This is a genomic window from Dolichospermum sp. LEGE 00240 (assembly GCF_015207875.1).
In the GTDB taxonomy this organism is placed as follows: Bacteria; Cyanobacteriota; Cyanobacteriia; order Cyanobacteriales; family Nostocaceae; genus Dolichospermum; species Dolichospermum gracile.
On sequence record NZ_JADEVZ010000060.1, the window covers coordinates 1 to 18382 of the forward strand.

Annotated in this window: 18 protein-coding genes, 2 pseudogenes and 2 riboswitches; of the genes and pseudogenes, 12 read left to right on the forward strand and 8 right to left on the reverse strand. The window is 36.3% G+C overall.

Annotated features, from left to right (window positions below; translation table 11 throughout):
- The coding region (locus IQ226_RS17975; protein ID WP_143336292.1) for a transposase at window positions 1-111 on the forward strand (111 nt) is incomplete at its 5' end.
- Window positions 112-129: 18 nt separating this feature from the next.
- Here IQ226_RS17975 and IQ226_RS17980 read toward each other — a convergent pair.
- A pseudogene (locus IQ226_RS17980) lies at window positions 130-618 on the reverse strand (VOC family protein); the annotation flags it as partial.
- A gap of 24 nt (window positions 619-642) precedes the next feature.
- Here IQ226_RS17980 and xseB point away from each other — a divergent pair.
- Window positions 643-882 (forward strand): exodeoxyribonuclease VII small subunit, encoded by a 240-nt coding sequence (xseB, locus tag IQ226_RS17985; RefSeq protein ID WP_193897563.1) that lies wholly within the window; start codon window positions 643-645, stop codon window positions 880-882.
- 382 nt (window positions 883-1264) lie between these two features.
- On the opposite strand, the gene IQ226_RS17990 is transcribed toward xseB, so the two are convergent.
- On the reverse strand, window positions 1265-2227 hold the full coding sequence (locus IQ226_RS17990; protein WP_193897565.1) for an amino acid ABC transporter substrate-binding protein: 963 nt from the start codon (window positions 2225-2227) through the stop codon (window positions 1265-1267).
- 1103 nt (window positions 2228-3330) lie between these two features.
- Between IQ226_RS17990 and IQ226_RS17995 the strand changes: the two genes are divergently transcribed.
- Together IQ226_RS17995 and rnhA are read left to right on the forward strand one after the other, a co-directional pair.
- Window positions 3331-4566, forward strand: coding sequence for a glycosyltransferase family 4 protein (locus tag IQ226_RS17995; protein ID WP_193897567.1), 1236 nt, complete (start codon window positions 3331-3333; stop codon window positions 4564-4566).
- Window positions 4567-4924: 358 nt separating this feature from the next.
- Window positions 4925-5833 carry a ribonuclease HI gene (rnhA, locus tag IQ226_RS18000; RefSeq protein WP_193897568.1) on the forward strand — a complete coding sequence of 303 codons (909 nt, stop codon included), beginning with the start codon at window positions 4925-4927 and terminating at the stop codon, window positions 5831-5833.
- Window positions 5834-6031: 198 nt separating this feature from the next.
- On the opposite strand, the gene IQ226_RS18005 is transcribed toward rnhA, so the two are convergent.
- A complete protein-coding gene (locus IQ226_RS18005; protein ID WP_193897570.1) occupies window positions 6032-7912 on the reverse strand; it encodes an ABC transporter ATP-binding protein in 1881 nt (626 codons plus the stop codon).
- Window positions 7913-7959: 47 nt separating this feature from the next.
- Window positions 7960-8424, reverse strand: coding sequence for a hypothetical protein (locus IQ226_RS18010; RefSeq protein ID WP_193897573.1), 465 nt, complete (start codon window positions 8422-8424; stop codon window positions 7960-7962).
- A 415-nt stretch (window positions 8425-8839) separates the two neighbouring features.
- On the opposite strand from IQ226_RS18010, the pseudogene IQ226_RS26025 reads away from it, so the two are divergent.
- Window positions 8840-8932 (forward strand): annotated as a pseudogene (locus IQ226_RS26025) (1-acyl-sn-glycerol-3-phosphate acyltransferase); the annotation flags it as partial.
- Between the two features lie 74 nt (window positions 8933-9006).
- Here the strand turns inward: IQ226_RS26025 and IQ226_RS18015 are convergent.
- From IQ226_RS18015 to IQ226_RS18030, 4 genes are read right to left on the reverse strand one after another with little or no spacing between them, the layout of a single operon-like run.
- Complete coding sequence (locus IQ226_RS18015; protein WP_193897575.1) at window positions 9007-9762, reverse strand: energy-coupling factor ABC transporter ATP-binding protein; 756 nt, start codon at window positions 9760-9762, stop codon at window positions 9007-9009.
- Window positions 9737-10549 (reverse strand): cobalt ECF transporter T component CbiQ, encoded by an 813-nt coding sequence (gene cbiQ, locus IQ226_RS18020; RefSeq protein WP_193897578.1) that lies wholly within the window; start codon window positions 10547-10549, stop codon window positions 9737-9739. The genes IQ226_RS18015 and cbiQ overlap by 26 nt, the downstream gene beginning before the upstream one ends.
- On the reverse strand, window positions 10546-10848 hold the full coding sequence (locus IQ226_RS18025; RefSeq protein WP_193897580.1) for an energy-coupling factor ABC transporter substrate-binding protein: 303 nt from the start codon (window positions 10846-10848) through the stop codon (window positions 10546-10548). The genes cbiQ and IQ226_RS18025 overlap by 4 nt, the downstream gene beginning before the upstream one ends.
- Window positions 10835-11617, reverse strand: a complete 783-nt coding sequence (locus IQ226_RS18030) for an energy-coupling factor ABC transporter permease (RefSeq protein ID WP_193897582.1) — start codon at window positions 11615-11617, stop codon at window positions 10835-10837. The genes IQ226_RS18025 and IQ226_RS18030 overlap by 14 nt, the downstream gene beginning before the upstream one ends.
- 17 nt (window positions 11618-11634) lie before the next feature.
- A riboswitch (cobalamin riboswitch) is annotated at window positions 11635-11775 on the reverse strand.
- Between the two features lie 73 nt (window positions 11776-11848).
- Between IQ226_RS18030 and IQ226_RS18035 the strand changes: the two genes are divergently transcribed.
- The 7 genes from IQ226_RS18035 to IQ226_RS18065 all read left to right on the forward strand — a co-directional run bounded on the left by IQ226_RS18035 (window position 11849) and on the right by IQ226_RS18065 (window position 18379).
- Window positions 11849-12037 (forward strand): high light inducible protein, encoded by a 189-nt coding sequence (locus IQ226_RS18035; RefSeq protein WP_370567197.1) that lies wholly within the window; start codon window positions 11849-11851, stop codon window positions 12035-12037.
- A gap of 48 nt (window positions 12038-12085) precedes the next feature.
- A complete protein-coding gene (locus tag IQ226_RS18040) occupies window positions 12086-12232 on the forward strand; it encodes a chlorophyll a/b-binding protein (protein ID WP_039204925.1) in 147 nt (48 codons plus the stop codon).
- A gap of 44 nt (window positions 12233-12276) precedes the next feature.
- Window positions 12277-12516: a hypothetical protein gene (locus IQ226_RS18045; RefSeq protein WP_193897586.1), complete on the forward strand. Its 240-nt coding sequence runs from the start codon at window positions 12277-12279 to the stop codon at window positions 12514-12516.
- Window positions 12517-12837: 321 nt separating this feature from the next.
- On the forward strand, window positions 12838-13737 hold the full coding sequence (locus IQ226_RS18050) for an MbnP family copper-binding protein (protein ID WP_193897588.1): 900 nt from the start codon (window positions 12838-12840) through the stop codon (window positions 13735-13737).
- 122 nt (window positions 13738-13859) lie between these two features.
- The gene (locus tag IQ226_RS18055; RefSeq protein WP_228039535.1) at window positions 13860-14903 is read left to right on the forward strand and encodes a methanobactin export MATE transporter MbnM; all 1044 of its coding nucleotides are present in this window, start codon (window positions 13860-13862) and stop codon (window positions 14901-14903) included.
- A 207-nt stretch (window positions 14904-15110) separates the two neighbouring features.
- Window positions 15111-15253, forward strand: a riboswitch (cobalamin riboswitch).
- 371 nt (window positions 15254-15624) lie between these two features.
- Window positions 15625-16005: a DUF1636 domain-containing protein gene (locus IQ226_RS18060; protein WP_193897592.1), complete on the forward strand. Its 381-nt coding sequence runs from the start codon at window positions 15625-15627 to the stop codon at window positions 16003-16005.
- A 283-nt stretch (window positions 16006-16288) separates the two neighbouring features.
- Window positions 16289-18379: a TonB-dependent siderophore receptor gene (locus IQ226_RS18065; RefSeq protein WP_193897594.1), complete on the forward strand. Its 2091-nt coding sequence runs from the start codon at window positions 16289-16291 to the stop codon at window positions 18377-18379.
- Window positions 18380-18382: the final 3 nt, after the last annotated feature.

Sequence of the window (18382 nt, forward strand, 5' to 3'; positions counted from 1 at the left end):
ATTAATAATAAACTCAAATTAATCAAAAGACTTGGATATGGATTTCGCAACTTTAGTAATTTTAGATTACGTAGTTTATTAAACTGGCACTTTAGTATTAATTCTCCATAAAAGGGACGCAAGAGCCAATAAAACTTGCCGACTAAATGGTTGAAGCAATAGCATTTCTCGTACTCCCACCAACGGTTCTACGAAAGGACGAATTTTTTGATCTTTGTTATAAATTACTTCCCATTGAGTTTGAGTGTAAAGAATGTTTTCACCAATTGATTTTGCTGCTTCCGCATGATTTAAAATACCCAATATATCAGCAGTTAAGGTAGTAGCCCAACGATTACCTTTGCTTTTCATGGAACTCACACCTAACCCTGTAGATGTGGGATTTTGCCAAATCATTAACCGAATTAATCCATGATCTGCACTTTGATGATAAAGTCGAATTGACTGTAAAGGTGAATTGACCCGATATAGTTGATAAGCTGTAGTTGGGGTTAATTCTCCTATTTCTCCAATCCGATAACCAAATTGTTGCCAATATTGAATTGCGGAAATAGCGTCTACGACACCAACACAGACCTCATAGATACTGCTAATTGTTGGATGATTGGTTAAATTCATAATTTATTTAGGTAGGAAAATTTTATGGTAAAACGGAATAGTTCGATTAAATCCATGTTCGCAAATGGAGGAAGTTATGAAGCTAAGATAGCAGAAATTGAAACTATTATCACTCGCATTGAGAGTGGTGAATTAGAATTAGCCGACGTATTTACGGAATTTGCGACTGCGGTTGAATATTTAAAGGAATGTGATAGTTTTTTACAGCAGCGACAGCAGCAGGTAGATTTATTAATTGAAACCTTACAAGATGATGAGCAGTAAATAAACGAATTATTGATAGGGTGACAGTTAAAGGTAAATCTCAAGCGGTGACAAGTCATCTGAAGATGACTAAATACTTGGAAAATTTCTGAGTCCATTTTAACGGACTTGAGCTATGAGACAGAGAATTTATTCTCTGGCGGGTGTAGAAACCAACAGATAAACCATTTTTAACTGAAGTTAACACCAATGAGCGCTACTCAACCCTTACAAATCTATATGTTTCGTAATCTTGTTAAGGTTCAAATCTTAGTCATCACGAATATAGCGGTTTTTAATTCAGTCAGGTACAAGAACCCCACCCCCAACCCCATCCCCGCAAGCAAGGATGGGGCTATAATATACTCAATATGATGAGGAAATGCTAATTAATAACTACAAACTACAAATCTTTCTGGGGAATTGCTTCATGAAACTCGATCATTAATTGCATGGTTTCTACAGCTAAATCACGTAAATCTCGGTTGAGATAGACAGCACCTTGGGAACCAAACCAACGGTCAAAAATTGCCACATATTTAGGGTTATCGTTGACAAATCCTTGCATAAATTTAACGAGGGAATAGTTCACTGAATTGAGGAATTTAGAGTTATTTTCAGGAACCATGCAAGCAATTCCTTCTCGTGAATAGGGACGAGGGGGTACTATCGCAAAACTATCTGGATTTTTTGCTGTTTGTAACCATCCTTCTAAAAGAATACTATCGGATGCAAAAGCGTCAATTTTACCCTGTTCTAAAGCCGCAAATCCTTCTGGTCTAGTCTTCAAATATACAATTTTGGACTGGGGTTGTATTTGCTTGATTGCTTGTTCGTTGGTAGTTCCAGCTAACACACCCACACGCTTATTAATGAGGGATTCTGGTGAACCTAAATTGGTTGCCTCTTTAATTAAGATTTGAGTTCCTGTGACACCATAACTAATTGAAAAATCAACTTTTTTATCTCGTTCCCAAGTAAAACTACTGGCATCACAGACAATATCAACTTGGCGGTTAATAATTTTGGGAATCCTTGCTGCTGGGTTAACTGCAACTAACTTCAGTGTAATTTTTTTGCCTAATTCTTTTTCTAATTGCTGTTGGATTAAAGTTAGCATATCCACAGAATAACCAGTCAACTTTCCTTGACTGTCGGAGTAGGCAAATGGTAAAGCATCTTTGCTCGTACCAGCAGTTAATACTCCTGTCCGTGCTACCTTTTCCATCACTGTTTCTGCCCCAACAACACCGGGCATTAATCCTGATAATATCACACCAAATATCACAGGGGCAATATTTTTATATATCTTCGACTTACTCAAAGCAGGTAAATGGGAGAGAGTTATTTTGGTACTTACAAACATATTAATCTTGGGGAATCCATAGAATCAAAATGAACAAATTATCTCTATTAATGATCAAGTTAACAGTTCTAGAAATGATTCTTCACATTAGACCCTGGACAGAATCATGAAACCAATTAATTTATCCGTATTTATCTGTATTCATCTGCGGGGTGACGGTTGCACCGCGAATGTGGGTTGTAAATGATACGAGTTTTTTTTATATTGCCATTTCTGCTACTAACTAATTTTTTCCGGATAGAGATAGAATATTCAGCACTTATATTTTAGGGGGTTTTACTTTTTATCAGTGATGTAAGCGCAGTGACAATTATAAATTTTACACTGACTATTTATCAATTGTTGAGTTAGATTGAAAAATTAGCCTTGAAAATAGGCTTTATTGCGGCAAATATACCCATGATTACCATTTAAAGGTATTCAAACTTGAGGTGGGCTAAGTGCAATGATTGATACCATAATAAACGAGAAAGATTATGTAATCAACAAAGGTAGAAATAATGAGCGTCATTAAATCATTATTTGGCAGTAAATGCTATGACTCAGATGACAAAAGCACCAATATTTTCTGGCGATTTGGCACTAAAATAGCCAGTATTTGGGGTATTATAAAGGAAATAGTTAGATTTAACAATTTTCCAAGCAGTTTCTGAGTAATCTCTTGGCAGTATTAGTGGTAAATCATGACTATCTTTAATTATGCAGATAAATTATCCAGCATTAATCAACCTGGGCAAATCGAACAATGATCAGCGGTAAAATAGGTTAATAATTTGTAGTTTTGTCAGTCAGGTGTTTGATAATGTTAATAACAATTCAGAAGTCATAATACTTGGTAATTCGGGAATATAGAGGAGAAATATTTGATGAAAATAATTTCATATAACTCTAAAATCCATTATTATTGTGACTAATCTGAATGCTCACAAATTTAATAACGGTATTGCATTTTTTTTAAATCAGCAACATCTAAAAACTTTATTTCTAGATAGGGCAAAATTCAGCAATGATTTAGTAGTGCTGCAACCGAATAGAAGTAACAGCTTTTTATTGAATTTAAGATAATGTCCTAATTCCAGTTCATTTATCAAGCAAGCTTAATTATGGAAAATATATCACAACTAGGGTTACAAGTTAGAGATAAAACAGCTTACCCAGATATCCTCGTTATTTCCCGAATATTTCGCCCAGATGAGGCTATAATCGGTGAATATGTCTACAATCGCTGTTTACAAGATCCAGATCGGGTAATTGTCTTAGCTGGTGGTTGTGCTGGAGATAAGAAATTTGATAAATCCCAACAATTTCCTGTTTATCGTTGGTTTAATTTTCCGGTTTGGTGTGATCACTGGCTGGGAAATATAATCCAATCTGGTTTTAATATTATTGCTGCTTTTTTATTAGCGATTAAATTATATTTTCGCTATCATTACCGCTATATTGAATGGTGTCACGGTTATGATTTTCCGGCATTGTTGGTACTCAGTTATATTTTACCAATTCGCTTTTTCATCTATTTACATGGGAATGATTTACTAAGTGTAGCTAGTAATCCATTATGGAGATGGCTATTAAAATTAACTCTCAACCGTGCCGATGGAATTGTTTGTAATAGTTCTTATATTCGCAATTCTTTAAGAAATACTTTTCGTTTAGATACACCCACTCATGTCATTAATCCGGTAGTGAGGCCAGAAAGATTTGGTAATCCCACTAGTTTGAGTCATATTGATGATTTACGTAATCGTATTCGTGAGATTTATAATATTCCTGAAACAGCGATAGTTATTCTTTCTGTGGGTGATTTGGTTAAACATAAAAACTTTAATCGGGTAATAGATAATATTCCCGTATTGCTAAATTTTGGTGTGGATGCTCACTGCATTATTTGCGGTGAAGGATCTTGTGAAATCCAGCTAAAATCTCAAGCAAAAAGGTTACGAATTGATCAACGTGTACATTTTGCTGGCTATGTACCAGAACGGGATTTAGCCGGTTATTATGCAGCTTGTGATATTTTCGCTATGTTAAGTTCAGATAATTATGAAGATCAAACCATAGATAATTTTGGTATGGTTTATTTAGAAGCTGGTTATTTTGGTAAACCTGTAATTGCTTCTCGTTTAGGTAGTGTTTTAGATGCAGTTCATCATGAAGAAAATGGCCTGTTAGTAAATCCCGATTCTGGTTATGAGGTTTTGCAAACTTTTAATCGGCTGTGTCAAGATGCACAACTTCGGGAAAAACTTGGCCGTCAAGGTAAGGAATTAGCGAAACGGAAGGCCTATCATCGCTGGTTATATAGTCCTGAATCTTGTTCTTCTTGTTTGTTGAATTAACCACCACCAATGATGGTGACTAAGCTGTTGTGCATTTAGTTTGTAAATTCTAGCGGGCAAGAAGATGCCCGCACCACAAAGTTCAAGTAAATTATGGTTATCAAATTTAGCTGCGTAACAGCTTACTTCCAAGCGATCGCCATCTTTGATTTGAGTTTCAGTCCAAAATTGACGATGTTGTATTTTACGGCAATTAAACGCGGATTAAAACAGCAATTCTCATTTTCAAATAAACAGAGTGTATTAAGCTTACCAAATCTGAAAAACCAGATTATTAACTATGATATTCTAAAGACTATTGACTAAAATTCGTCAGTAATTACTTTCTTGATAATATTTACAGTTTGATACTTGTAGTATGTCTAACCAACGTCTAATTAAAAGTATATACACAGATGGTGCTTGCACCGGCAATCCTGGCCCGGGTGGTTGGGGTACAGTCGTCTATTTTAATGATGGTTCAGTTCACGAAATGGGCGATTCATCCCAGCACACTACTAATAATAAAATGGAAATGCAGGCAGCGATCGCCGCCTTGGAATTTTTCCAATCATCTCGACAAACTGAACCTATTACCCTGTACACAGATAGTAAATATGTCATTGATTGTGTGACAAAATGGGTAAAGGGCTGGAAAAAGAACGGCTGGAAAAAGTCGGATGGAAATCCCGTCCAAAACCAAGAACTCCTAGAAATTCTTGATCAACTCAATAGCCAAAGGGTACAATGGCAGCACGTCCGAGGACATTCAGGTAATATTGGCAATGAACGCTGTGATCTAATTGCGCGTTCCTTCGCTAATCACAAAGTCCCCCACCTAAAACAGTTATTACCCGACTTTCTTCACGAAACTTTACCTAAAATTGGAGAAATAAGCGTAGTAAAAGTACCTAATGATCCGATAAACTCTACAATAACTAATAAAAATACACTAGAAAGCAGTCTGTCTGCATCAGATACCAGCACTATGGAACTATCTACAACACCAACTGCGACTACAACCAACGAACAACCCACTGAAATCAGGGTTTTGCAACTTCGCAATTTGGTGGAAACCTTGCGGATTGCAGACGAAATTGCCGAAAAAGGCTACCTAATTACCAGTTCAGAATTAGCAGACTTAATGGGTGTTCACTCTAGCGCGGTTACCAGTCGGGGAGATGAATGGCGTTGGCGAAATTGGATAGTTTCACGGGTAAGACGTGAAGGTAATCAAATTCTCTGGGAACTGGAACGTGGGGATAAAGTAGAAACAGAAATAGATTAAAATAATTCGTGATTTGTAATTAAGTTTTGTAACTGAGATCTAGAGATTTTTATATCATTGAGTTGCCATTTTCTCCAACCTAGAAAAGTAGAAATGCAGGGACTTTTCCCTGCTATACTGACCTAAAATGGCCGCCATGAAACCATAACAATCTGATCAGGAAATATCAACAGTAACGGGAATGCTGCACACCTGTGATTAAGTTCCTAACATTTGTAAATTGTGTAAGGTGGCATAAAATCCTTGTTGTTGTAATAATTCTTCATGACTTCCCTGTTCAATTAATTCTCCCCGTTTCAACACAAAAATTCTGTCCACATTCCGAATTGTCGAGAGACGGTGAGCAATAATAATTGAAGTTCGTTGTACTAACAACTGATTTAAAGCTTCTTGAACTAAAGCCTCCGTTCCCACATCTAAACTCGCTGTGGCTTCATCTAAAACCAAAATTTGCGGATTACGAATAGCCGCCCTCGCAAAGGCTAAAAGTTGTTTTTGTCCACTGGAAAGATTAGTTGCTCGTTCTCGTAACTGAGTATCATAACCTTGAGGTAATTGGTTAATAAACGTCGCCACATTTGTTTTTTCTGCTGCTTGTTGAATTTCTGCAAAACTGTAATTGTCACCCAAAGTAATATTACTTTTGACATCACCAGCAAACAAAAAAGCCTCTTGCAAAATCACCGTCATATAACGTCTTAGTTCAACTTGGGGAATCTCGCGGATATCCACACCATCAATCAAAATCCGTCCTAGAGTTGGTTCATAAAGACGACATAACAGCCGAATAATCGAACTTTTACCGGCACCGGTTGGACCAACTAAAGCCACCTTTTCCCCTGGGTGAATAGTAAAGTCTAAATTCTTAATCACGTAATCATCATCCTTATAAGCAAAGGAAACATTTTCAAACTTAATTTCTCCCAAAGCTGGAACGGGTGTAAAATCTTGAGATTCTAACTTAGAAGCTATCTCATTAATATAGCCAAATTCAAAATCTACATTTAAACTTTGAGGCTGAGAGTAATCTTTAATTTCGATAGGTTCATCTAAAATATCAACCACCCGTTCAATAGCCGTAAAACCAGATTGAATCACCGTAAACTTTTCCGCAAAATTCCGCAATGGTTCAAAAAATTGTTGGGCATATAAAATAAATGCTGATAAAATCCCAAAAGAGATTTGTTGATTTAATAATAACCAACTACCTAACCATAGTACCCCGGAAATGGCAATTAAACCAACCCATTCTAAGGTTGCAGAAACAGCGGAATCATACCAAATGCTAATATCTACTTCCTTAATATAACGTTGGTTATTAGCTCGAAATAACTCGACATTAAATTTTTCGCGGCGAAATAATTGGACTATATTAATACCGACAATATTTTCCTGAAGTTGAGAATTGAGTGTAGAAAGTTCTTCTCTGGTTTTATAATTAGCCATGCGATACCGCTGTTGAAAATAAATCATCAACCAAGTTATTGGCAAGAGAATGAATATTAACAAAGAAGCAAGTTGCCATTGAATTGAAAACATCAATCCTACAATTACTACCATAGATAGTAAATCAGAGACAATGCCTACAGCCCCAGTGGAAAAAACATCTCCTAAATTTTCGACATCACTGGTTAGTCTCGTAATCAATTTACCTACAGGTGTCTGATCAAAAAACCGAACTGCTAAAGATGTTACATGAGTAAATAAATCCTCACGAATATCTGCTGTGATTTTCTGTCCTAGTTTTTGCACTAAATAACCTTGTCCACCTGTTAATAATAAACGAACAGCAGTTGCTATCAGTAATAAACCAATGAGGATATTTAAACCTTGCCACAGGGGGATATTTTGAAGAAATTGATATGTGCTAGGTTCTTTACGAATTAAAGAAATTGCCTGTCCTACTAATAGGGGTTTGATAGCACTAGCAGCAGCAATCGGAACAAGCATGAACATGGATACTGCTAATAGTTTGCCATGACGACGACCATAGGGAACTAAGCGTAAAAATAACCGCCAGTCATTTTCTCGACGACGGTATTCGGGATTGGATTGACTTGGAGATGGAGAGATGCCCATAAATAACAATTTAGGAGGAAAATAATGTGAAATTCTACCCTGGGAGACTAATTTTTTTCAAAATTTAAACCATTTATTTCTTGACATTTTGCCTGTGCTGCTTGATAAGCTGTCAAATATTCTAGACCACCCAACATGACATCACCATAATAATCATAGGGGGCTTCGCCATAAATAGGTAAAGGATCATCCTCTGGATAATCTTCTTTGGATTCTTCAATAAGAGCTTTGAGCTTTTTGGCACTCAGGCTTTGGGCGGGAAAATAATACAGTTCTTGGGGATTTTTTTGTAAATGGGGAAGTGTCGGATCTATGATTACGTCATTAACTTCAATCCAACCATGTTCCACCGGTTTATAGGGCTGGCCTGCAAATACTAAAAAGCCTTGTATATACTTTGCCCCTTCGGTGATTGAAACTGCTTTATAAGCATTATCAAAAGGTTTTTTAGCTTTACTTTTGATGGTTTTAGCAATTTCATTAGATAGGGTTTCATCTAGTAATTTGTTCATGGGGTAAATTCTCCTTTAATTATTTTATCAATTATTAATATACACTGTACTAGGCAATTTCCAACCACCTGGACTATGTAGCAATCGCTAAATTAGTGATCAAGAACAAGATCCCCGACTTCTTAGAGAGGTCGGGGATCTGACTCTGGCAATATTCACAACTCACACAGGATTCCTTATTGTTGATATCTCAAAATTATTCCCCTTTCATCCCCCCTATAAGCGATCGCTGTATTATGTCTATAAAGACCCTGCTAGTGCCGGATTGCAAGCATTTTTAGGTTATGCTACTTCACCTCAAGGACAACAGGCTTTAACATTAGGCAACTTATCTAGGAAAAATCAGCAGTTAGATTTGGGAGTTAGAAGTTAAAATAAGTTCTGACTCCTGACTCCTAATTCCTTCCTCAATTATATTAGAACTCGTGAACCCTTAATTAGTTTGGCACTGTATCACGCCTTTAAGTGGTCGGTGGTCAGTCCCGTATTACACGCATACTTTCGCGGTAATTAATGAAATGCACGATTTGGGTAGGTAAAATTTATTATAGGGTAGGCAAGATGTCTACCCCACAAGAGTTTTCAGCATAAAATTAATGGTATACCCAATTCTAATTCCTCCAAAAGTGTCTTTTGACTAAATACATCTTCTGGTGTTCCTTCTAGCATCAATTGTCCTTTATCCATGACAAAAACCCAATCTGCCCAACGATATACTAAATCCAAATCGTGAGTTGCTATTAATAGAGTATTGCCATTTTGATGAATTTTTTTGAGTGTTTTCATCAAATTTCGAGTATGTTTAATATCTAAGTATGACGTTGGTTCATCTAACACTAATAGTTCCGGGTGTAATACCATAACATCAGCAATGGAAACTCGCTTTTTCTGTCCCAAACTTAAATGATGTACTGGTGTTTCTGCTAAATTGGTTAATCCAAATTCAATTAATGCTTGTTCTACTCGCTGTTTAATTTCTGTTTCTGGTAAACCCAAATTACACAAACCATAAGATATATCTTCTTCAACCGTAGAAGCTACTAATTGTTGTTCAGGATCTTGAAATACTAAACCGACTTTTTGGCGAATCTTACTGAGATAATGACGATTATAAATTAACGGTTTACCACACCAACTAACAATACCAGAATTGGGTTTATATAGTCCATTAGCTAATAAGAAAAGTGTGGTTTTACCACAACCATTTTGACCAATTAAGGCACATTTCTTTCCAGAGGGAATTTTCATGGTTAAACCATTTAAAGCTGGTGGCTGTAGCCTTTCTGAACCTGGATAGGTGTAATATACTTGCTCAAATTCGAGTAAATATTCCTGCATTTCGGCAAATTTCTAATCCTATTAATACGACACAGCCACAAATTGCTTCAACGGTATATCGTGGAGATGAATGATAACGTCGGGGATGCCAAAATCGTAATTCACCAGCAAAACCTCGTGCTTGTAATCCGAGAGAAAACTGACTATATTGTTGTAAGGTTCGCTGTAATAATTGTCCGATTAATAATGCTAAACTCTTCATGCTAGTATGCCAAGTGCTATAACCACCACGAGAATTTTGTGCTGTTAATAATTCATTGGCTGTTTTGAGCAAAATGAAAATAAACCGATACATTAGTAATAATAAATCGGTTAAAAGGGCTGGAAATTTCAACCAACGTAAAGTTTGTAATATTTCTGTGAAAGGTACAGTTAACACGAGAAAATATAAACAAGATGTAGAAGCTAATGCTCTAGTTAAAATTCCCCATGCTTGAATGCTGCCACTACGGCTAATATAAATATAGAACTGTCCAAAAGTCAGTCCATACCATGAATCTAATTGGACGATTGGCAAATTAGCGATCGCAACTCCATTTACCATTAATGCTGGTAAACTTGTCAAACAGAAAACTATGGTAAACATCAACAATCGCCAATAAACACCAGCCGGAATTCTTGCATAGATTACTATCCAAACAGTCATCCAAAGTGCTATTAAAATTTGTACTAAGGCATGACTACAAAGAGAAATAATCAGAGTCGTAAATGCAAAAATTAGTTTATGTTCTGGTGGTAATTTTCGTAGTTGATTGGTGTAAGCTAAAGTATCTAATTGTAGACTCATTCTTCACGTTTTGGTTGCTGAGAACGTCCTTTATATACACCAATTGCATAACCAACTACTCCCGCACCTAAAGCTGCTTGTGATGCAAATAATAAGCTTTCAATTTCACTACTAGCTGGTTCAAAAAATGATTTAAACCAGGGTTTATATCCAGGTTGTATTTCTGTAATGGCTTTTTCAGCTTCACCATCTGCACCACTAAATTCTGCCCCACGCACAAATATTAAAGGTGCAATTGCTAATGCTAAAATAGCTAATATTAAAAACCAGTTATTTAAGCTTTTATTAGATTGATTCATGACTTTGATTTCTCCCCTTGATCAATTGCAAAAGTTCCAATTCTTGAGGATTATAAGATTGTAGCCAGTTCCACACCAACACAGTTAGTAATCCTTCACTAATTGCTAAGGGTACTTGAGTGATAGCAAAAATTCCCGCGAACTTAATCAATGAAGCGATAAATCCACCCACAGGTGCAGGAAAAGCCAAAGCAAGTTGGATAGCTGTAATCATATAAGTAAGTAAATCTGCTAATGCGGTGGCTAAAAATATGGCGATTCTTTGTTTACCACTCAGTCCCATTGTGAGATTATAGATCCAGTAGGCGGCAAATGGGCCAGCGATCGCCATTGAAAAAGCATTTGCACCCAAAGTAGTTAAACCGCCATGTGCCAGCAACAAAGCTTGAAATAACAATACCAAACTACCCAAAACTGTCATCGTCATGGGTCCAAACAGCACCGCACCTAACCCTGTTCCTGTGGGGTGAGAACAGCTACCTGTGACAGAAGGAATTTTTAACGCTGACAGTACAAAAGTAAAAGCACCAGCCAAACCTAACAAAAGTTTCAATTCCGGGTTAGCCTGGGTAATGCGAGTCAAACTCCGCAATCCTAAAACAAAAAATGGTAATGCGACAACCCACCAAAAAATAGCCCACTGCACCGGTAAAAACCCTTCCATAATGTGCATTGCGTAGGCGGGTTTGGGGAAACCAACTACTAAGTAAAAACTAATAACAGCCATGAGGATTAGACTGACTAACCCCGGTTTTTTTCTAGATATCATCTGTACCTCGCAGATTTTATAAACGTCTTTCTTTCGGCGGGCATCCTGACTGACCATATTATGGCTCACAGTTGCGGGACAGTGCCGGATTCGCACCAGACTTTCCCCCTTACGTCCAATGGCTGCACCCCATCAGAACCGATTGCATAACTATAACACTATTAGTAATACAACCTACATTATTGGGGTGCGATCGCTGCGTGATTTTGATTTTTACAGCAATTTTCGGCATTGCATAATGATGGTAAGTGGCTGGTTGCAATTAAATATAAGATGTGGGATGACCAAACCCCAAGAACGGGTTTCACAGAATACGCAGAAAAGCTCAACGGACGTTTAGCTATGATTGGCTTTGTCTCACTCATAGCTGTAGAAGCGATTACAGGAAATGGCTTGATTGCATGGTTAACAAACCTGTAAATCAGTTTTTGAATCAACAAATAAAACATTAATTAAATTAAGAAAATCATGAAAGTAGACCAAACACCAAGAGTAGGTTTCACAGAATACGCAGAAAAGCTGAATGGACGTTTAGCCATGATTGGCTTTGTCTCACTCATAGCTGTAGAAGCGATTACAGGAAATGGCTTGATTGGATGGTTGACAAGCCTGTAAATCAGTTTTTTAATCAACAAATACAAAATTAAAAGAGGAAAACTATGAAAACTGATTTTGATTTCCCTAAAAAAGACTTAATTGGCCCAGTTGTATTTCGTCCCGATTTCAATAACTTTGAAACAATTAATGTTAACCAAGCCTGGTCATTATTTTTCAGTGCAGGACAAGACGATAAAGGACTAGGACAAGAAACCGAACTAGGAAGATTTTTTACTAATGTTTTAATTGCAGTAGGAGTAACAGGAACTCTTTGGTCAACTTTCTTTAATAACTTGGGATAAGAAGTTGACGGTGAGTTATAAACTGAATAATTATCTAAGGAGTCTTTGTTATTAGAACACAGACTTCTTTTAATTTTAATATTTAGCAATTCCCATTCCAGTAAGGTACAAGCATTCATAATTAAACGCAGATGAACGCAGATGAACGCAGATAATTTTGTACTTCATTTAAACTAGGAAATGCTATATCAAAACTCAAGTTTGACAAGTTGTCTTTTGACTAAGTAATTTATTTAACTCAAAATAGATAGTTCATAATATCAACGTTAATAGCCCCTCTCACTGGAAAAGTAACTAAATTCCTTTATTTATAGAACCAGCATGAAACCGCAATTATTATTGACATCTACCACAATAGCAGGAATTATCCTGGCTGGGAATTTTTGGGGCGTTACCAAAACTGTAGCTCAAACTACCAACACCCAAGAAGTAACAATTAATTTTCAAGGAAGAGTCGGTAAACAACCTTTTGAATGCGGTAAAACCTATACTTTAGGTAAACCAGCCACAAAAGTTACTCCTGATGACTTCCGTTTTTATGTATCTGATCTTGCCTTAATTGATAATAATGGTAAATCTATACCTGTGAATTTAACACAGGATGGAAAATGGCAATATCAAAATGTCGCTCTCTTAGACTTTGAAAATAAATCTGGTGGTTGTGCTAATGGTACAGTCGAAACACGCAATCAAATTGTTGGGACAATACCCAAAGGTAATTATCAAGGGTTACAATTTACTTTAGGTGTTCCCTTCAATCTTAATCATGCTGATTCTGTCACTGCATCATCACCATTAAATCTGACTTCTTTATGGTGGAATTGGCTATTTGGTTATAAATTTGCTCGTTTGGATTGGAAAACCCAAACTCATAATTCTCAGATAAAGCATGGTGAAAAAAGTGAAAAAGCTCAGGGTTTTCCGATTCATTTGGGTAGCACTGGTTGTCAAGCAATTGAGGGAAGTCAAAAACCATCAACTTGTAGTAATTTGAATACCTCAAAAGTCATTTTTACCAAGTTTGATGTTAATAAAAATGTCGTAATTGCTGATATCGCCGCCTTAATAGGAAACACAAATTTAACAATTAACCAAAAAAATACACCTCCTGGTTGTATGTCATCTCCTGATGATCGTGACTGCAATGTGATTATGACTAATTTCGGTCTACCTTTTAATGGTAAACCTGCTGCTAAACAGAAATTTTTTAGAGTCGAATGAGATTATCTCGCTGGTTCACCTTGCTGACAATTTGTTTGTTCTCAGTCTGTTTATCAATGGGACTGAGTACAACCATTTCTGCATCTTCAACTTCAGTATATAACTGGAATATTCCAGCTTGGATGCCTAAACCAATTGTACCAGCCGATAACCCGATGAATTTCCAAAAAGTGGAATTGGGAAGACATCTTTTTTATGAGCAACGGTTATCAATTACAGGTGAATTTTCCTGTGCTACTTGTCATCTGCAAAAATTGGCTTTTACTGATGGTAAAACAGTGGCTGTGGGAGCAACTGGGGAAAAACATCCTCGTAACTCCATGAGTCTTGCTAATATTGCCTACAATCCCATATTAACTTGGGCTAATCCTTTAATAACAAAGTTAGAAAATCAAGCTTTAGTGCCAATATTTGGGGAACATCCAGTAGAAATGGGAATGGTAGGAAGGGAGAAACAAATATTAGCAATGTTGCGAGATGACGCGAAATATCCGCAGATGTTTAAAGATGCTTTTATAAATGAGAAAAATCCCATTAACTTCAGCAATTTAACGAAAGCTTTAGCAGCTTTTGAACGCAGTTTGATTTCTGTTAATTCTCCCTATGATAAATATCGCTTTGGTGGTGATGCTAATGCTATTTCAGCAGCAGCTAAACGGGGTGAAAAACTATTTAATAGCGAAAATTTAGAATGTTTTCACTGTCATGGGGGAATTAATTTTACAGATTCAGTTATGCACGAAAAATTAGCTTTTCAAGAAATTGCTTTTCACAATACTGGACTTTATAATATTGATGGCAAAGGTTCTTATCCGGCAAATAATACTGGTGTTTATGAAATCACTTCTAAACCAACAGATATGGGGCATTTTAAAGCTCCTACCTTGCGAAATATTGCCCTCACTGCTCCCTATATGCACGATGGTAGTATAGCGACTCTGGAGGAAGTTATTGACCATTATCAAGCTGGTGGCAGAACTATTAAAACAGGTGAGTTTGCAGGAATTGGTAGTACAAATCCTTTCAAAAGTGAATTTATTAGTGGGTTTAAATTAAGTAAAAGTGAAAAACAGGATTTACTGGCATTTTTGCGAAGTCTGACTGATGAAGAGTTTATTAAAAACCCTGCTTTTAGTAATCCCTACGGAGATAAAGTAACAGAATAATTATCAATATAGCATTTCCTAGTCTAATGAAGTACAAAATTATCCGCGTTTATCTGCGTCCATCTGCGTTTAATTATTACTGCTTGTACCTCACTTGAATGGGAATTGCTATATTTAACGACAATCTTTTGTAATTGCAGTTCAATTCAGCAAGACTTAAATAAAATTATCCTACCACTCCCATTGACAATAAACGATAATTATTGTATGTTTGTCCTCAACGTCGGTTTTAATGGCAAAAACCATTAAACGCAAGGGGGAAAGTTTGGTGTAAATCCAACGCTGTCCCGCAGCTGTAATGAGATTTATCTCTCTAAGTCAGAATGCCCGCCGAAAGTAAAATCAACTCATATCCATCTGCGTGGTACAGATGAGTAAAATCATGAATATTTCCATCAAAAGTAATCATTTTAGCTTCAGAGATTCTCTACAGATTGTCTATTACTCTGAGACAATCAACAGTCAATTTAATTTTTTACAACCTTTTATTCAAGAAAACGGGAAGCGTATATGACTGACGCTTACTGCTATCTTCAATAGATTTCTGCCAATTTCAAATAGACATAGCAGTTTGCCATTCAATCAAATACACCAATTGATATCAGCCCTTTTTTAACTTGGGAAGGAATGATTTCAAACATTATTTATTTACAGGAGAAGTTGCTGCTGTAAAAACTTTCATGTCTGCATTTTTAACTGATTCTTACACATTTCTAAATCAATGCTCAATCAAAAACATAATCTATTTGTCTGCACAACTTGTGGTGGTAAGTGGGAAGACGGTAAGCGAGTTGGTGAAAGTAAAGGTGAACAACTACTAAAACAGCTTCAAGAATTTGCAGAAGACAGTGAATTGCAAAATCAATTCTCCATTCAGGGGGTTGAATGTATGAGTGCTTGCAGTCATTCCTGTGTCGTTGCTTTTGCAGCAGCAGGAAAATCAACCTATCTCTTTGGTGATTTACCCGTAGATAATAGTACATTTGCTATACTAAAATGTGCCAGTCTATACTATGCTAAAGCGGATGGTTTGCTACCTTGGTCAGAACGCCCAGAACCATTGAAAAAAGGTATTTTAGCGAAAATACCTGCACTAAAATAAGTGGCAAAGTTAAAGGTCAACTGTTGTTAATTGTTCACTAGATATCAGTATAAAAAGTATTTTGCTGTTGGTGACTAGTTAAATTGATGCCAAGCCGCTATTGCAATTTTTACCATTTGTGTGATAATGATTATAATTCTCATTCAAGTGCAGTGCGGCTTTTTTCTTTATTGTCGCAGTCTTTTTTACCGTGTAATTGAGTAAATTACCGTGCTAGTTAACGAAAAAGACTGCAACTTTTACCTTGGTCAAATTTTTAGTTATACAGGTGTTTAGGTAAAAAATGTCTATCAATTTAGTTGCGAAACTGGGAATTCAAATTGTTGCGTCTAGTGTGACTATGACTTTGGGAATGTTGTGTGAGAATTGCAAAGTTATAGGAGTAGAAATTCCCCAACATGAAGAACCAGTCACAGAGAAAATTACTCAAAATACACCAGCAGATATTGAAGAAAAAGAAGCTGATATTGAAATAGATGTCATTGAGAAGTTATTAAATGAACCTGTTTTTTCACCCTTTCGTCAGGAAGGAACAGTGAAAGATTCTACCCGGCCAATTTATGTAATTACGGGTGAAGAAATGGAAGCGCAAGGTGCGAGAACTATCAGAGAAGCACTTAAATTTCTGCCTGGTATATTAGGCGATGGTACAGTGGGAACAGAAGTTAATGCTTTAAGTGGTCAATTAATTCGTGGTTCTAATACTGGTCAAGTATTAATATTACTTGATGGTAGACCAATTAATAATGCCGGAAGTGGTGGTTTTGATCTTTCCGAATTTACAACTAACAATATTCAAAGAATTGAAGTATTACCAGGAGGAGGTTCAACTCTGTATGGTTCTGATGCAATTGGGGGAGTAATTAATATTATCACCCGTCGTCCTACAGAGAAAATTACCACAGAAGCAAAAGTCAATTTTGGTGCTTACGGACTCAATCAACAGAGTATTCAAAATAGTGGCAAAAAAGGTGATATTTCTTGGGTTGTAGGTTACAACCGTACCCAAGCTGAAAATAATTATCCTTTTTCTATTCCCGAAGCTAACTTTACAGGAACTCGAAAAAATAATGATGCACTTTATAACAATTTTAATGTCAAATTAGAGGCAGATTTAGGAAAACGGAATACCCTCAGTTTCTCGACTTTATACTTAAATAAAGAACAAGGAACACCAGGAGGAGTTCCAATTCCTTTCCCTGTAAATGGACAAGGTTTTTTTAATTCACTTACAGATAAAAATCGCAAATACACAGATCAAGTTTTAACTGATTTAACCTGGAATTCAAAATTAGGAAGTGGGGATGATTCTTTATTAACAGCAAGAGTCTATGGTGATCTTTTGAATACTCGTTTTGATCCTAGTGGTTCAAGTCGCTTTAAGACTAATCAAACTGCTTACGGAATTCAAACCACACACAGTTGGAATTTTGCTAAAAATCAAAGTTTAGTTTACGGTTTTGATTATCGGACTGTTAATGTCCGAAATACTTCTTTTAGTTATGCTACTAATGTAGAAAGATTGAACTATGATAATGATATTAATCAAGGGGCATTATTTGGCAAATATGAAGTAGCATTAATTCCTAAGTTGACTATTAATTTAGGGTTACGTCAAGACTTTAGTAGCTTAGTAAATGGTTCTGTTACATCTCCATCTGTAGGAACAAAATTTGCTGTCTCTGATTCAACTACTTTAAGAGCAAATTACATCAAAAATTTCCGAGTTCCTGCTATTGCTAATTTATTTAATGTCAATCCTAGCAATATTGGCAACCCAGAACTTAAACCAGAAAGAGGTGATAGTTTTGATATTGGCATTGACCAAAAACTTGGTAATATTGGTTTAGTAAGATTAACCTTTTTCAAAAATAGCGTATCAGATACAATTGCCTTTAAGCGACTGACACCACCAGTAAATGGTAATACAGGAACTTGGGAAAATATCGGACTGGTGGAAACTACGGGAATTGAGGCTAGTTTGAATTTGCAACTTGCCAAAAATATTTATACTTTTGTTAATTACACAGCAAATGATCCACGTATTCTGAAAAGTTCTAATGCGGCGGAAATTGACAAAGAACTGCGCTTTGCTGGTGCAGATAAATTAAATTTGGGAGTTTCTTATGAAAATCCTCAAGGTTTGTATTTGGGTTTATTAATGAATTCCTTAAATGGATATCCTACTAATAATACAAATACAGAATTTTTATCTGGTTATACCACCTTTGATTTTAAACTGCGTGTACCTTTAAATGATAAACTGGTGGTTACAGGTAGCCTGGAAAATCTCTTTAATCAGCGTTATCAGTTGTTTCCTGGTTTTCCTGACGGAGGGAGAGGTTTTCAAGTTGGTTTGAGTTCTACGTTTTAATAC

Bases quoted from the DNA above. Each gene is read 5' to 3' on its own strand.
- xseB (WP_193897563.1), top strand. From the start codon at position 643: ATGGTAAAACGGAATAGTTCGATTAAATCCATGTTCGCAAATGGAGGA.
- IQ226_RS17990 (WP_193897565.1), bottom strand. From the start codon at position 2,227: ATGTTTGTAAGTACCAAAATAACTCTCTCCCATTTACCTGCTTTGAGT.
- IQ226_RS17995 (WP_193897567.1), top strand. From the start codon at position 3,331: ATGGAAAATATATCACAACTAGGGTTACAAGTTAGAGATAAAACAGCT.
- rnhA (WP_193897568.1), top strand. From the start codon at position 4,925: ATGTCTAACCAACGTCTAATTAAAAGTATATACACAGATGGTGCTTGC.
- IQ226_RS18005 (WP_193897570.1), bottom strand. From the start codon at position 7,912: ATGGGCATCTCTCCATCTCCAAGTCAATCCAATCCCGAATACCGTCGT.
- IQ226_RS18010 (WP_193897573.1), bottom strand. From the start codon at position 8,424: ATGAACAAATTACTAGATGAAACCCTATCTAATGAAATTGCTAAAACC.
- IQ226_RS18015 (WP_193897575.1), bottom strand. From the start codon at position 9,762: ATGCAGGAATATTTACTCGAATTTGAGCAAGTATATTACACCTATCCA.
- cbiQ (WP_193897578.1), bottom strand. From the start codon at position 10,549: ATGAGTCTACAATTAGATACTTTAGCTTACACCAATCAACTACGAAAA.
- IQ226_RS18025 (WP_193897580.1), bottom strand. From the start codon at position 10,848: ATGAATCAATCTAATAAAAGCTTAAATAACTGGTTTTTAATATTAGCT.
- IQ226_RS18030 (WP_193897582.1), bottom strand. From the start codon at position 11,617: ATGATATCTAGAAAAAAACCGGGGTTAGTCAGTCTAATCCTCATGGCT.
- IQ226_RS18040 (WP_039204925.1), top strand. From the start codon at position 12,086: ATGAAAGTAGACCAAACACCAAGAGTAGGTTTCACAGAATACGCAGAA.
- IQ226_RS18045 (WP_193897586.1), top strand. From the start codon at position 12,277: ATGAAAACTGATTTTGATTTCCCTAAAAAAGACTTAATTGGCCCAGTT.
- IQ226_RS18050 (WP_193897588.1), top strand. From the start codon at position 12,838: ATGAAACCGCAATTATTATTGACATCTACCACAATAGCAGGAATTATC.
- IQ226_RS18055 (WP_228039535.1), top strand. From the start codon at position 13,860: ATGCCTAAACCAATTGTACCAGCCGATAACCCGATGAATTTCCAAAAA.
- IQ226_RS18060 (WP_193897592.1), top strand. From the start codon at position 15,625: ATGCTCAATCAAAAACATAATCTATTTGTCTGCACAACTTGTGGTGGT.
- IQ226_RS18065 (WP_193897594.1), top strand. From the start codon at position 16,289: ATGTCTATCAATTTAGTTGCGAAACTGGGAATTCAAATTGTTGCGTCT.